The sequence below is a fragment of the Actinocrinis sp. genome, assembly GCF_035605935.1.
Classification (GTDB): Bacteria; Actinomycetota; Actinomycetes; order Streptomycetales; family Catenulisporaceae; genus Actinocrinis.
The window spans coordinates 41,206-55,220 of record NZ_DATNGK010000085.1 but is presented as its reverse complement, the minus strand read 5'-3'; the positions used below and the strand labels follow the sequence as shown (position 1 = coordinate 55,220).

General features: G+C 68.3%; 11 protein-coding genes. 6 read left to right on the top strand and 5 right to left on the bottom strand.

Annotated features, from left to right (window positions below):
• Nucleotides 1–280: 280 nt before the first annotated feature.
• The 3 genes from rpsT to VN779_RS07875 form a co-directional block, all read right to left on the bottom strand.
• The gene (rpsT, locus tag VN779_RS07885) at nucleotides 281–547 is read right to left on the bottom strand and encodes a 30S ribosomal protein S20 (RefSeq protein ID WP_325721667.1); all 267 of its coding nucleotides are present in this window, start codon (nucleotides 545–547) and stop codon (nucleotides 281–283) included.
• A 299-nt stretch (nucleotides 548–846) separates the two neighbouring features.
• Nucleotides 847–3,525 (bottom strand): AAA family ATPase, encoded by a 2,679-nt coding sequence (locus VN779_RS07880; RefSeq protein WP_325721666.1) that lies wholly within the window; start codon nucleotides 3,523–3,525, stop codon nucleotides 847–849.
• On the bottom strand, nucleotides 3,522–4,709 hold the full coding sequence (locus tag VN779_RS07875) for a metallophosphoesterase family protein (RefSeq protein ID WP_325721664.1): 1,188 nt from the start codon (nucleotides 4,707–4,709) through the stop codon (nucleotides 3,522–3,524). Before VN779_RS07875 ends, VN779_RS07880 begins: the two co-directional genes overlap by 4 nt.
• Before the next feature lie 204 nt (nucleotides 4,710–4,913).
• Between VN779_RS07875 and lepA the strand changes: the two genes are divergently transcribed.
• Both lepA and hemW read left to right on the top strand, forming a co-directional pair.
• Entirely contained in the window at nucleotides 4,914–6,776 is a 1,863-nt protein-coding gene (gene lepA / locus VN779_RS07870; protein WP_325721662.1) for a translation elongation factor 4, read from the top strand.
• 58 nt (nucleotides 6,777–6,834) lie between these two features.
• The gene (gene hemW, locus VN779_RS07865; RefSeq protein ID WP_325721660.1) at nucleotides 6,835–8,055 is read left to right on the top strand and encodes a radical SAM family heme chaperone HemW; all 1,221 of its coding nucleotides are present in this window, start codon (nucleotides 6,835–6,837) and stop codon (nucleotides 8,053–8,055) included.
• Nucleotides 8,056–8,110: 55 nt separating this feature from the next.
• On the opposite strand, the gene VN779_RS07860 is transcribed toward hemW, so the two are convergent.
• Nucleotides 8,111–8,995, bottom strand: coding sequence for a DUF3097 domain-containing protein (locus VN779_RS07860; protein WP_325721658.1), 885 nt, complete (start codon nucleotides 8,993–8,995; stop codon nucleotides 8,111–8,113).
• A 213-nt stretch (nucleotides 8,996–9,208) separates the two neighbouring features.
• Between VN779_RS07860 and hrcA the strand changes: the two genes are divergently transcribed.
• The 3 genes from hrcA (at nucleotide 9,209) to VN779_RS07845 (ending at nucleotide 12,386) form a co-directional block, all read left to right on the top strand.
• Nucleotides 9,209–10,330: a heat-inducible transcriptional repressor HrcA gene (gene hrcA / locus VN779_RS07855; RefSeq protein ID WP_325721656.1), complete on the top strand. Its 1,122-nt coding sequence runs from the start codon at nucleotides 9,209–9,211 to the stop codon at nucleotides 10,328–10,330.
• Between the two features lie 91 nt (nucleotides 10,331–10,421).
• Nucleotides 10,422–11,552, top strand: coding sequence for a molecular chaperone DnaJ (dnaJ, locus tag VN779_RS07850; protein WP_325721654.1), 1,131 nt, complete (start codon nucleotides 10,422–10,424; stop codon nucleotides 11,550–11,552).
• A 75-nt stretch (nucleotides 11,553–11,627) separates the two neighbouring features.
• Nucleotides 11,628–12,386 (top strand): 16S rRNA (uracil(1498)-N(3))-methyltransferase, encoded by a 759-nt coding sequence (locus VN779_RS07845; RefSeq protein ID WP_325721652.1) that lies wholly within the window; start codon nucleotides 11,628–11,630, stop codon nucleotides 12,384–12,386.
• Between the two features lie 34 nt (nucleotides 12,387–12,420).
• On the opposite strand, the gene VN779_RS07840 is transcribed toward VN779_RS07845, so the two are convergent.
• Complete coding sequence (locus VN779_RS07840) at nucleotides 12,421–13,074, bottom strand: hypothetical protein (RefSeq protein WP_325721650.1); 654 nt, start codon at nucleotides 13,072–13,074, stop codon at nucleotides 12,421–12,423.
• Nucleotides 13,075–13,274: 200 nt separating this feature from the next.
• On the opposite strand from VN779_RS07840, the gene VN779_RS07835 reads away from it, so the two are divergent.
• On the top strand, nucleotides 13,275–13,667 hold the full coding sequence (locus VN779_RS07835) for a histidine triad nucleotide-binding protein (protein ID WP_325721648.1): 393 nt from the start codon (nucleotides 13,275–13,277) through the stop codon (nucleotides 13,665–13,667).
• Nucleotides 13,668–14,015: the final 348 nt, after the last annotated feature.

The following is a 14,015-nucleotide window of genomic DNA, read 5'->3' as shown; positions in this document are numbered from 1 at the left end:
TATCAGCGGCGCATTGCCGCAATTGTCGGGTACGGCACAGCGAATCGGCCAAGCGGCGGGCCTGGCAAGGCGCCGGAGCATCCTCGCGCTCCTCATTCAACACCGTGGGTCGTCTGTGGATGTTTCGGCAACGCAGCCAGGCCCGTCGATCGGCCGATTCGCCCCCACAATGGGATCAGACGCCCTCTGATAACGGCAGCGGCCCGGCGGGTCCCCGAAGGAACCTCGCCGGGCCGCCGACACGAGTCAATGCCGCGTCAATGCCGCACGGGTCGCCAGATCAGGCGGCCATGTCGTTGACCTTCTTGGCCATCGCGGACTTCTTGTTCGCGGCCTGGTTGGCGTGGATGACGCCCTTCGAGACCGCCTTGTCCAGAGCGCGGGACGCGGCGCGCGCCAACTCCTGCGCCTTGGCCTGGTCGCCGCTCGCGACCGCCTCGCGGGTCTTGCGGATCGCCGTCTTGAGCGAGGACTTGATCGACTGGTTGCGCTGACGCGCCTTCTCGTTGGTCTTGATCCGCTTGATCTGGGACTTGATGTTCGCCACGAAAAGCCTCTTCACATCCTGGTGGTGGTTACAGCGCGGCGGGCCGCCGGGATCCGTCCCGAAGGTCGCGCGACGTCTTAGAGGTGTGACCACCGGCAGGCCGTCCGGCCCGCGCGTCCCAGGGGGACGCTGTGCAACGCCGCGCTACTGCGATCCCAGACCGGCTCGGAGAGCAACGTCACAGAGAACCGCAGGCCACGCGACCGCCACTTTAGCAGCCGCCGCGAGCTTCCCCGAAATCGCGCGACTCGAGCAACTCCGGCTTAGGTAATCCCGCTTGATGTATGCCAATGCCACAGCTAGAGGATCACGCTGCACGCGCCGCCGATCCGAAAACGCTCCGGCGCATGCGTCAGCAGGATGATCTGCACGCGGGTTCCCGCTCGGTCCAGAATTGCTGCCAGCTGATTAAGCCGTGCACGATCTGTGTGCCCGAGTGCGTCGTCGAGGATCAGCGGTACGCCGCCCACGTCCTGCGCCCCAGGCGGCGTGATCAGTTCCGCGCAGGCGATCCGGCCAAGCAGCGCCAACTGCTCCCGCGCGCCCGCCGAGAGCTGGTCGAACGCCACAGTCGCGCCATCCGTCGTCTTCGCGCTGATGGTCAGGTCTTCGTCCACCGCGATCCCGACGCCAGATCCGAATACTGCTGCCGCGTACTTTTCCACCAGCGCGCGGAACGGCTCGGCGTACCGCAGCCACGCCCGCGAGCGATAGCGATCAAGCGTCTCGAACAGGAGCCTTGCCGCAGCGGCCTCCCGATGCAGCTGCTCGTACGTCCGCTGCACGCGCGCCTGGTGCGTCGACGCGGCGTCGAGCGACTCCTCCGGCCCGCTTTCCGCGAACGTCGCGATCCGCTCGGCGAGCGTGGCCAGCCGCTCACGCCGGGCGACCTGCTCCTCTTCCAGCCGGGCCGGCAACGAACGCGCCGTGCCGAGCCGCAGCTCCAACTGCTCGGGATTCAGCTGCTCGATCCGATCAGCCGCCGCCTGCCGCTGCGCCCGCAACTGCCCGAGTTCCGACTCGGTGCGCGCGGCGGGCAATTCGGCGAGCCTGGCCTTCGCGTGTCCGGTATCCGCTGACGCGTTATCCACTTCACGCCGCAGCGACGCGATCTGCTGCCGCAGCCCGACGACGCGCGACTCCTCGTGCCCCGCTGCGGAATCGGCGCCGTGCAGTCGCGCCGCGGCGTCGTCCTGCGCGCCACGCAGCTGTGTTTCCGCCGCCAACGCCGCCTCAAGAGTTGTGGGCACTGGCGGTTCGGCGGCCCGGCCACCCTCATGCGCCGCGATCCGATCCCGCAGCGCCGTCAGCCGATCGTGCAAGTCAGACAGCTCTTCACCATCTTGGCGCGCGTCGGCGACCGCGGCGTCCCGCTCCTGAACCGCCGCGCGGCGTTCCTCTTCAGCCGCGCGCCGCCTGCGGTGAGCGTCCTTGGCCGCCGCCAAATCCGCGACGCCCGCCGCCGAGCACAGCTCCCGGTACTGCGAGCGTGTCGTGCGTTCCGCTTCCCGGCGCGAGCTCTCGCCCGCGCCAGGGCTGATCACAACCCGCACCACGCCCGGCGCCTCGACCGTGATCGACTCGACAGCCGGATAACTGGCAGCCGCAGTCGCAGCCGGCTCGGAACCCGAACCTGAACTCGAACTCGGGCCGATCGCCGCAGCATCGACACCCGCCGCATCGCCGCTGGCCACGGTCACCAGGGCGTCTCCCAGCGGCGTGACACTCACCGTCGCCGCGTTCGCGTGCAGGAGCGCCGCCGCCTTGTCCCACTGCTTGTGCGCGCTCTCGATCCGATCCAGCACTTCCTCGGTGACGGGATTGGCCGCCAAAAGCTGGTCCGCGCCGCGCACCCGCCCAACGGCATCTTCGGCGCGTTCGAGCTGCGCCGCGAGTCGATCCGCGGCCTGCCGGTCCCGATGCCAGCGCACGTCCTCGCCGGCCAGGCGCACCGCCGCTCGCAGCCGCTCCACCTCGTCGCGAAGACCGGACGCATGCTGGTGTGCGTTCTGATAATCAGCCTGCGCCACGGCCAGTTCCTTGGTCGCGATGGCCAGTTCCGTGTCCAGTTGCGCCGACCTCGCGGCGAACCGGCCCAAATCCGCGGTCGCGGCCTCGATCTGCTGCGCGAGCGTCAACGCTGCGTCGATCTGCCCGAGTCGGCCACGTAACCGTGTCAGCTCCGCGTTCTGCTCCTCCAGCGCGGCCAGGTCCGAGCGCGCCTCATCCAGTTCGAGCGCCGCCTCATGCGACTCGCCGCGCAGCCGCGTCTGCTCCGCGATCGCGCCCTCGGCGTCCGCCAATGCCTGCTTCGCCGCCTCGACCCTGCTGTTCGCCTCGTCAAGCGCGGCGCGCGCCTCGGCGTATTCGCCGCGCGGCTCGCCGCGCTTCGGGGTGTAGTAGAGCTCGTACTGCTGGCGCGCCCGCTCGTGCAGCGCCTCCTCCGGCCCGGTGCGCACCGCCTGCGCGTTCTGCCGCTCCAGCGCGCCACTGACCGCGGGCAGGCCCGCGATCGCCGACTGGCCATCCGCGCGATGACCCTGCGCGCGGCTGCGCTGCCAGTCCTGACTGATCCTCAGCTGCCGCCACAAGAACAGGTCGATGCCCGCCTCGTGCAACAGCTCAGCGAAGCGCTCATGTGCGGGGTTGCCACTGACCTGCTGCGGTGTCGGGCTCAGCACCCGCAACTCAGTGGTCTTCCCCTTGATCCACTGCTTGCGGTACACGACCCGATAGCCGCCGAAGCTCAGCTCTGCTTCGACACACGGTCCGACATCACGCCCGGCCGGCTGCACGGCCATGATCTCTTTGCGGGTCGAGCTGGCCTTCTCTTCGAGCAGCAGGTCCAGCGCCTCGACCAGCGAGGTCTTGCCGATTTCGTTGGGCCCGGACACGATCGTCACGCCCTGCTCGGCGAACTGCACGGTCCGCTCGCGCACACCCCGGTAGTCGGTCAGCGTGATCCGGTGCAGCCTCATCGGGCGCCCGCCTCGTTCGTGATCGCCATGCTGCCGCTTCCGTTCGCGCTGCCGCTCCTGATATCGCCGCCGGCGAGCCGCAGCAGTAGGCCGAGCGCGTCGCGCGCGGTGTCACTGTCCAAGCCGCGTAACTCCTCCACCGCCTCGGCGGCGAAGCCAGTCAACGCCAAGTCCGCGAAGTCCTGATCATCCGACCGCACGCGCAGATCGCTGCGACCCGACGGCGCAATGGCCGCGAACAGGTCGCGCCGCTGCTCGACCGCCTCGGTGAGCCGGGCGTGCTCGGCGATGGTCAGGTCGCCGCGCAGGATCGGCTTCGCCACGGTGCGCGACGGTTCGGGGAAGTCGTCGAGCCACGTGAGCACGTCATCCGCCGAATCGGCGCCCCGCAGCACGAACTCCCGCTCCGCGAAGGTCCAGGTCGCGACCTGATGCGGCGTGACTTTCACCGCCGCGCCGGGCTCGATGTCGACCACGAGCAACTGTCCGGGGTCGATCTCGCGCGTCGCGGTCGGCTCGGGCGTGCCCGAGTACCAGATCTGGCCGGTCGCGCCGACCTGCGTGCGCGAATGCCGGTCGCCGAGCGCTGCGAAATCGATCCGCCGCTCGGTCAGCGCCTTTTCCAGGGCTGACACGCTGATCGGATCCTGCGTCAGCTGCGAGGCCAGCGAGTCCACCCCGCCGTGGCCGACCGCGATCCGCACCAGCGCGCTCTGCGGTCCGATGATCGGTGCGCGCACCGCCAAACGGTCGATCTGCTCGGCCGGTGGCTGCTTGCCATCCCAAGGTGCCGCAAGCAGTTCCACGCCTGACCGCACCTCGACCACGCCCGGCCGGTCCAGCACATGCACGTTCGCAGGCCGTTCAGCCCCGAACCAATGCGACGCGTAGATCGAAGCCGAGGAAAGGTGATCATGGTTGCCTGGCAGCAAGTACACCGGCACCTGCTGCGAGACGGCCCGCAGCGCGCGCAGCGCCGGAGCCGCCGTTTTGCGCGCCACCTGCACGTGCTCGAATACGTCACCGCAGACCACGATGAACTCGCAGCCTTCCGCCGCCGCGATCCGCCCGATCTGCCCAATCGCCTCAAGCCGTGCCTGGTCGTAGCGCCCCTGCGTCCCGGGACTGAGAAAGTGCCTGGTCATGCCGAGCTGCCAGTCAGCCGTGTGCGCGAACCGGACCATTCAGGGCCTTCCGAAGATCGGGATGACGCGAGGCTCAAGCATGGCATGCGGGCAGCGCCCGTCGCTGGCGGTTCTCGCTAACGCAAGGTGCGGGCCGGCCGCTGCGCCGCAGGTCCTGGAGTCCCGCTCTCCGGCCATTCGGAGAACGAGGTGGCCGCATGGGACCATGGAGCCGGTTCCCACAAGTCGAATGGATTGACTTCGTTGCCCTCGCTTCCGCCCAACGTGCCGCAGCCGTCTCGCACGGATCCCGCGCTGATCCGGAACTTCTGCATCATCGCGCACATCGACCACGGCAAATCCACCCTGGCCGACCGGATGTTGCAGCTCACCGGCGTGGTCGACGAGCGGCAGATGCGCGCGCAGTACCTCGACCGGATGGACATCGAGCGCGAGCGCGGCATCACCATCAAGTCGCAGGCGGTCCGGCTGCCCTGGCGCATCGAGGGCACCACGCACATCCTCAACTTGATCGACACTCCCGGCCACGTCGACTTCACCTACGAGGTCTCCCGCTCGCTCGCCGCCTGTGAGGGGGCGGTCCTGCTGGTCGACGCCGCGCAGGGCATCGAAGCACAGACCCTGGCGAACCTGTACATGGCGCTTGAGAACGATCTGACGATCATCCCGGTGCTCAACAAGATCGACCTGCCGGCCGCCCAGCCGGAGAAGTACGCGGCCGAGCTGGCGCACCTGATCGGCTGCGACCCGGACGAGGTGCTCAAGGTCTCCGGCAAGACCGGGCAGGGCGTGCCCGAACTGCTGGACCACGTGGTCCGCACCATCCCGGCGCCGCTCGGAGAGCCGACCGGCAAGGCCCGCGCGATGATCTTCGATTCGGTCTATGACTCGTACCGAGGCGTGGTCACGTACGTCCGCGTCGTGGACGGCCAGCTCACCAAGCGCGAGCGCATCCTGATGATGTCGACCGGCGCGACCCACGAACTCCTGGAGATCGGCGTCATCTCGCCCGAGCCGACTCCCGCCGACGGGCTCGGCGCCGGCGAGGTCGGTTACCTGATCACCGGCGTGAAGGACGTGCGCCAGTCCAAGGTCGGCGACACGATCACCGCACAGCACAAAGGCGCGACCACTGCGCTCGGGGGCTACAAGGAACCCAAGCCGATGGTCTTCTCAGGCCTTTATCCGATCGACGGATCGGATTACCCGGACCTGCGCGACGCGCTGGACAAGCTGCGCCTCAACGACGCCGCGCTCGTCTACGAACCGGAGACCTCGGCGGCGCTCGGCTTCGGCTTCCGGGTCGGGTTCCTCGGCCTGCTGCACCTGGAGATCATCCGCGAGCGGCTTGAGCGCGAGTTCAACCTCGAACTGATCGCCACCGCCCCGAACGTGGTCTACCGCGTCGTGATGGAGAGCGGCGAGGAGCACACGGTCACCAACCCGAGCGAGTTCCCCTCGGACGGCAAGATCGCCGAGGTGTACGAGCCGATGGTGCGCGCGACCGTGCTGGCGCCCTCCGACTACATCGGCGCGATCATGGAGTTGTGCCAGTCCCGCCGCGGCAACCTGCTCGGCATGGACTACCTCTCAGAGGACCGGGTCGAGCTGCGTTACACGCTGCCGCTCGGCGAGATCATCTTCGACTTCTTCGACGCCCTCAAGTCAAAGACCCGCGGCTACGCGTCGCTCGACTACGAGGCGACTGGCGAGCAGCAAGCCGAGTTGGTGAAGGTGGACATCCTGCTGCACGGCGAGAAGGTCGACGCGTTCTCGTCGATCGTGCACAAGGACCGGGCCTACAACTACGGCGTGAAGATGGCCGAACGGCTAAAGGACCTGATCCCGCGTCAGCAGTTCGAGGTCCCGATCCAGGCCGCGATCGGCGCCCGCGTGATCGCCCGCGAGACGGTCCGCGCGATGCGCAAGGACGTGCTGGCCAAGTGCTACGGCGGCGACATCACGCGAAAGCGCAAGCTGCTGGAGAAGCAGAAGGAAGGCAAGAAGCGGATGAAGATGGTGGGCCGGGTCGAGGTGCCGCAGGAGGCCTTCATCGCGGCGCTGTCCACCGACTCCGACGCTCCTGTCGAAGCGAAGAAGAAGTAGCGGAAAAGCACGAAGACCAAGTCGCGAGCAAAACGAGCAGCAGGCGGACAATCGTTTCATGCCATCAGTTGCACCCGACGGAGCGCCGGTCCCGGACGACGGTGCGCTGCCTGCCGAGTCCGTAGCCGCTTTTGGCGAGCGGGCGTTCGGCTTCTACGTGCACGTGCCTTACTGCGCGACACGCTGCGGTTACTGCGACTTCAACACGTACACCGCTAAGGAACTCGGCGGCGGCGCTTCGCAGGCGTCCTACGCGGAAACGGCCATCGCGGAGATCCGGCTGGCCAGGCGGGTGCTCGGCGACCGATACGTGCCCGTCGAGACCGTGTTCTTCGGAGGCGGCACGCCCACGCTGCTCCCCGCAGGAGACCTGAAAGCGATCCTCAAGACGATCCGCGACGAGTTCGGCCTCGACGCCGCGGCCGAGATCACCACCGAGGCGAACCCCGAGTCGGTCGACGAGAAATACCTGGTCGAGCTGGCCGAGGGCGGCTTCAACCGAATCTCGTTCGGCATGCAGTCCGCGCGCAAGCACGTCCTCGAGGTGCTCGAACGCGGCCATACGCCCGGCCGGCCGGAGCAGTGCGTGCGGTGGGCGTACGACGCAGGATTCGAACAGGTCAATCTGGACCTGATCTACGGCACGCCGGGAGAGAGCGACGATGACTGGCGCGCCTCGCTGGAGGCTGTGATCGGTGCGTATCCGGATCACGTGTCGGCCTACTCGCTCATCGTCGAGGACGGTACGCGTCTCGCGGCTCGGATTAGACGCGGCGAGCTGCCTAACATCGACGACGACGTACACGCGGACCGATACGTCATCGCCGACGAGATGCTCAGCGCCGCCGGCTACCGCTGGTACGAGGTCTCGAACTGGGCCGTGTCCGACGACGCGCACTGCCGCCACAATCTGCTGTATTGGAACGGCGCGGATTGGTGGGGCGTCGGACCGGGAGCGCACAGCCACGTCGCGGGCACGCGCTGGTGGAACGTGAAGCACCCGGCGGCCTACGCGCAGCGCATCGCGGCGGGACAGTCACCGGGCCACGCGCGCGAACTACTCGGCGGCGAAGATCGCCGAATCGAACGCATTTTGTTGGAGCTCAGACTGATCGACGGTCTCGATCTCGCCCTGCTCTCGCCCCAGGCGCGCACCGCCGCAGGACGGGCGCTCGGAGACAAGTTGCTGGAACCGCTGCCGTTCGCCGATGGGCATGCGGTGCTGACCCTGCGCGGCCGCCTGCTCGCCGATGCGCTGGTCCGCGACCTCACGGACTAGATCGATAGTCGCACCGTCCGATTACCTGAATAGATAATCGGACAAGGGGTCGTACCTAAGGCGCGGTGACGAAGTCGATCAGCGCCTCTACTCTGCCCAGCAACGTCGGCTCCAGATCCTTATACGAGGTCACGGCGCCGAGGATGCGCGGCCAAGCCTGGCGCGGGTCGAGCGGCCAGGTCGGATCCTTGCGGCGTAGGCGCTCGCAGACCCCTTCCTTCCACTCCTCGCTTCGCGGCACCTTCGGCCACGCCTCAAAGCCCAGCACCTGCGGCTTGACGGCCTGCCAGATGTCCACATATGGATGGCCGAGCACCAGGACACTGTCCTCCCGGCCTTCCTGCACCTGCCGCGCGATCCGGGTCTCCTTCGAGCCCGCGACCATATGGTCCACCAGCACGCCGAGCCGCCTGCCTTCGCCCGGCTGGAATTCATCGATGATGCCGGGCAGGTAATCAACCCCATCAAGCAGCTCGACGACCACGCCCTCGATCCGCAGGTCGTCGCCCCACACCCGCTCGACCAACTCCGCGTCGTGCTTGCCTTCGACGTAGATGCGGCCCTCGCGCGCCACCCGCGCCCGCTGGCCGTGCACCGCCCGCGAGCCGGAGGCGGTTCGAGCAGCCGGACCTGTTTGCTCGGATTTTGATTTAGGTCGCACCAGGCCGATCGGCTTGCCCTCTAACAAAAAGCCAGGGCCGAGCGGGAACACCCGGCGCTTGCGGAAGCGGTCCTCGAGCGTGACCGTGAATCCGCCCGGAGTCTTCTCGACCCGCACCACCGCTCCACAGAAACCCGTGGTCACCTCCTCGACCACCAGGTCCGCAACCGCCTCCACCTCCTGCAGCGGGCGGTTCGCGCGGCTGAACCGGCCGCCGCGCGGCAGCAGGTCATCCGGTCCGTACTGCTTCGGCCTCGGGCCACGGTCGCGGGAGTCCACGCGCTTGAGAGTAGCGCCAGCCGCCGCGTCCACGGGCGCTCTGCGGCTTGAGTTGCGCGCTTGAACAGGCGATCGGTGCGATCGGCGGCCGCTGGCTGAAGACTGATCCCGCTCCCGCGCCGTACACTGGACTCACCGCCATTGGCACTCACTCGTCCCGAGTGCCAGGAGCGCTCGGTGATCAGGCCGCTACAAGAGCGGGAGGTGGTAGGCGTGCGCGAGGATCCACGGCCGGGCGACACGAGGTTCAGCGAACCCAGGCCCGGCGAACCCAGGCTCGGCGAGCCGCGGCTCGCGGACTCCAGGGTCGAGGACCCGAGGCTCGATCGCAGACGCCTCGAAGTGCTGCGCGCGATCGTCCAGGACTACGTCTCCACCCAGGAACCGGTGGGCTCGAAGGCCCTGGTCGAGCGGCACAACCTCGGTGTCTCTCCGGCGACCATACGAAACGACATGGCCGCGCTGGAGGAAGACGGTTACATCCACCAGCCGCACACCAGCGCCGGACGGGTACCCACCGACAAGGGCTACCGGCTCTTCGTCGACCGGCTCTCCAACGTGAAGCCGCTCTCCTCGGCCGAGCGCAGCGCCATCCACGCTTTCCTCGGCGGCGCGGTGGACCTCGACGACGTGATCTCGCGCACAGTGCGGCTGCTCGCTCAGATCACCCGTCAGGTCGCTGTCGTGCAGTACCCGTCGCTGTCCCGCTCCGCGGTACGGCACGTCGAACTCGTCGCGATCACATCCAGCCGCATCATGCTCGTGCTGATCACGGACACCGGCCGGGTCGAACAGCGCTTCGTCGAGACCATCCCGGTCAGCGAGGTGACCGTCGCAGATTTGCGCGCTCGCCTCAACGCCCTGATCGCCGGGCACCGGCTCTCTGACGTGCCCGGCCGCGTCGACGACTTCGCCGATCAGTTCCCGCACGAGGACCGCCCCGCGGTCGACTCGCTGATCGCTGCGCTGCTCGAAGTGATCGTCGAGCAGCGCGAGGAGCGGGTCGTGCTCGGTGGCACGGCCAACCTCACCCGATTCCGGCAGGATTTCCCGGACACCATCGGCCCGGTGCTCGAGGCACTCGAGGAGCAGATGGTGCTGCTCAAGCTGCTCGGCGAGACCACCGGACCGTCCACGCTCACCGTGCGCATCGGGCACGAGACCGGGTACGAAGGGCTGTCCGCGACCTCCGTGGTCACCAGCGGCTATGGCCGCGACGGGGATACGGTGGCGCAACTCGGTGTGCTCGGTCCGACGCGCATGGACTACCCGGGCACTATGGGCGCGGTCTCAGCCGTTGCTCGTTACGTCGGGCGAATCCTGGATCAGGCGTAGCCTGGTCCGTCGGCGAGAGCTGTAAGTAGCACCACAGGCACACGCAACCGCACCACGCAGGCAGTGTCCGAATCCGGCTGGAGTTACACGAGTGGCGACCGACTACTACGCGGTCCTGGGGGTACGACGTGACGCTACCCAGGAGGAGATCAAGAAGGCGTACCGCCGTCTCGCTCGCGAGCTGCATCCAGACGTCAACCCGGATCCGGAGACCCAGGAGCGGTTCAAGGAGATAGGGCTGGCCTACGAGGTCCTGTCCGACGCGCAGAAGCGTCAGGTCTACGACCTCGGCGGCGACCCGACCCGCACCTCGGCCGGAGCGCCCGGCGGCGGCTTCGGCGCGGGCTTCGCGTTCAGCGACATCATGGACGCCTTCTTCGGCGGCGGGGCGTCACGCGGGCCGCGCTCCCGAGTTCGCCGCGGCCAGGACGCGCTGATCCGGGTCGAGATCGACTTGAGCGAGGCGGCCTTCGGCGCGCAACGCGATATCCAGGTGGACACCGCTGTGGTCTGCCCGACCTGCGCCGGAGACGGCGCCGCGCCGGGCACCTCGCCGGTCACCTGCGACATGTGCCGGGGACGCGGCGAGGTCTCGCAGGTCACCCGCTCGTTCCTGGGCCAGGTGATGACCTCCCGGCCGTGCCCGCAGTGTCAGGGCTACGGCACCGTCGTCCCCACGCCGTGCGTCGAGTGCGCGGGCGACGGCCGGGTACGCACCCGCAGGACGCTGACGGTGAAGATCCCGCCCGGCGTGGACAACGGCACCCGCATCCAGCTGGCGGGCGAGGGCGAGGTCGGCCCCGGGGCCGGTCCGGCCGGCGACCTGTACATCGAGATCGTCGAGGAGCCGCACCAAATCTTCCAGCGGCGCGGCGACGACCTGCACTGCACGGTCACCATGCCGATGACCGCCGCATCCCTCGGCACCAAGATCCCGCTGGAGACCCTGGACGGCTCGGTGGACCTGGACATCCGTCCCGGCACCCAGTCCGGCCAGGCGATCACCCTGCGCGGCCGCGGCATCCAGCACCTGCGCGGCAGCAGCCGGGGTGACCTGGTGGTGCACGTAGAGGTGCAGACGCCGAAGAACCTCGACCCGGAGCAGGAAGAGTTGATGCGCAAGCTCGCCAGGTTGCGCGGCGAGGAGCGGCCCTCCGGCACCTTCGCCCCGGGCAAACAGGGCCTCTTCTCGCGGATCAAGGACGCCATCAACAACGGCTGACGGCCGAGTGCTGAAGACTGCTGCGACAACTATTACGACCATCGTTCCGGCCCCTGCCACCACGACTGCGCTGATATGACAACCGTGCCCGTGTTCCGCGTCGAGACGGAGAAGCTGTCCGGATCGGCGATCCGGCTGGACGGCCCTGAAGGCCGACACGCCGCGCTCGTGCGCAGGCTGCGGCCCGGCGAGCGGCTCGACCTTACCGACGGCGCGGGACGGCTCGCCGAGTGCGTCGTGCGCTCGGCCGTCGGGTCCGGCGACCCGGCGCTCGACGTCGACGTACTCGAACACCGGTCAGTGCCGAGGCCGCAGCCGTGCATCACGGTCGTGCAGGCGCTGGCAAAGGGAGATCGCGGCGAACTAGCCGTTGAGATGATGACCGAGATCGGCGTCGATGTGATCGTGCCGTGGGCCGCGTCCCGGTCCATCGTGCAGTGGCGCGGCGATCGCGGCGAGAAGGCGCTGGCCAAGTGGCGTTCGACCGCGGCCGAGGCGGCCAAGCAGGCGCGGCGGTTGTGGTGGCCGCAGATCGCGGAACCAGCGACGACGACGCAAGTCGCGCGGCTGCTCGAGAAGGCGACGGTAGCGGCGGTACTGCACGAGGACGCGGCCGGCTCACTCGCCGATCTGACGGTTGATCAGGAAGGCGAGCTAATCCTGATCGTCGGGCCGGAGGGCGGGATCTCGCCCGAGGAACTGCGGGCCTTCGCCGACGCGGGCGCGGTCGCTTACCGCATGGGACCGACTGTCTTACGCACGTCCACCGCCGGTACGGCTGCCGCTGCCGTCCTGCTCGCGCGCTCCGGCCGCTGGTCATCTAGCGGCCGGTAACGCACCTCGTCCGCGACTACAGGCAAAACCCGGGCTACAGGCAGAACTTGTCGGTGAACGTGTCCGACTCCGTGTCCGGGAAGAAGACGTGCGCCAGGCCTTGAGTGCACGAACCGGCCGTCGGGACGAACGGAGCGGACCAGAAGTCAGGGCCGCCAGTGCCGTTGACGAAGGTCCGCGCCCCGACGATCGCGTCATGCGTGAGATCGAACACGGCCATGCCGAGGTCGTAAGGCTGCTTCTGCACACGGAACTGGAGCCACGGGTACGCGTAGCCGTACACGGTGTGGCACTTCGGCGAGTAGAACTGCTTCACCGAGAACGCGATCATGCCGTGCCAGTGTGCGTACGCAGTCGTGCCGACCTGGTAGGCGTCCGGGCAGGGGATCGGCACCAGGACAGGCCTCGGAGCAGTCGAACTTGGAGAAGTCGGCTTCGGCGTGGGCGTCGCGGCCGCCGTCGCCTTAGAGTCAGCAGTCGAGGACTGAGCGGTGTGGGTCGGGACGGCCGTGGTGCCCGAGACCTTGACGGAAGCCGCCGGTACGAAGGCGGGGGAGCGGGTCGCGGCGGGCAGCGCGGCCTTGATCGTGCTGGCTTCAGAGGTCGGCTTGTCCAGCGCGAGCGGCACCGCGGCGAGCGCGGCGGTGAGCAGTGCGGTGGCGACGATATGTGCGGCGAGGCGGTCCATTGGAGCTGCTTTCCTGCTATGCGTGGGATCCGGGGAAGTACCCGTTGTGATCACGTGGTGGCGATCCGGAACGGTACACAGTGGGAGACCAACGAGAAGCCCTAAGATCGGTCCGACTGAACGGAATCGACTCGTTCGTGCGAACGATGATCACTGAATCGAGCGAATCGGGACCTGCGGCTACAACCCCGGAGAGCGGTATGACAAGCACGGAAACGGCCTACGACGAGAGCTGCCTGTTCTGTCGAATCGTGGCCGGGCAGATCCCCGCGACGGTAGTGCGGGACAACGCCGACTTTCTCGCCTTCCGTGACATCAACCCGCAGGCCCCCACGCACGTGCTGGTCATCCCCAAGGCACACGGCTACCGCGACGTCGGCGAACTTGCCGCGAAGAACCCGGAACTGGCCGGTCGGCTGCTCGCCGAGGGCGCCGAGGTCGCCCGGCAGGAGGGGCTGCCCGACTTCGCCGACATCCCCGGCTACCGCCTCGTGTTCAACACCGACGACGCCGCCGGTCAGACGGTCTACCACGTCCACCTGCACGTCCTCGGCGGCGACGCGCTCGGTCACTTCGGCTCCGCGCCGCACTAGCCCGACTCGGCTCCCCGCCGAAACCGTGACTTAGCGCGGCGTTGACCAGCGCTTTGCCGGACCAGCTGTTGAAATAATTCCTGGGGAGCGAGACGTTTGTGCTCGATATCATGGACAGCGTCCCCGTCAGCGTCGATCGAAGGAATGATTCGAAGGCCCCCGCGGCCCGCCTATGACTGAGCAGCCGAACAGGTCCCGCACCTCTTCCTCCACCCCTCGCGCGCGCACCCGCAAGGGCGCATCGTCCGCCCCCGCGCCGGCCGCCTCGTCCGCAGCTGCGCCGTCGGACAAGCCCGAGGCCGCCGCCCCCGCCGCGCAGGCCAAGATCACCATCCCCGCGGCGCACCC

Coding starts and splice junctions, on each gene's coding strand:
- VN779_RS07840 (WP_325721650.1), bottom strand. CDS start 13,074: ATGGACCGCCTCGCCGCACATATCGTCGCCACCGCACTGCTCACCGCC.
- hemW (WP_325721660.1), top strand. CDS start 6,835: ATGCCATCAGTTGCACCCGACGGAGCGCCGGTCCCGGACGACGGTGCG.
- VN779_RS07845 (WP_325721652.1), top strand. CDS start 11,628: ATGACAACCGTGCCCGTGTTCCGCGTCGAGACGGAGAAGCTGTCCGGA.
- VN779_RS07880 (WP_325721666.1), bottom strand. CDS start 3,525: ATGAGGCTGCACCGGATCACGCTGACCGACTACCGGGGTGTGCGCGAG.
- VN779_RS07875 (WP_325721664.1), bottom strand. CDS start 4,709: ATGGTCCGGTTCGCGCACACGGCTGACTGGCAGCTCGGCATGACCAGG.
- VN779_RS07835 (WP_325721648.1), top strand. CDS start 13,275: ATGACAAGCACGGAAACGGCCTACGACGAGAGCTGCCTGTTCTGTCGA.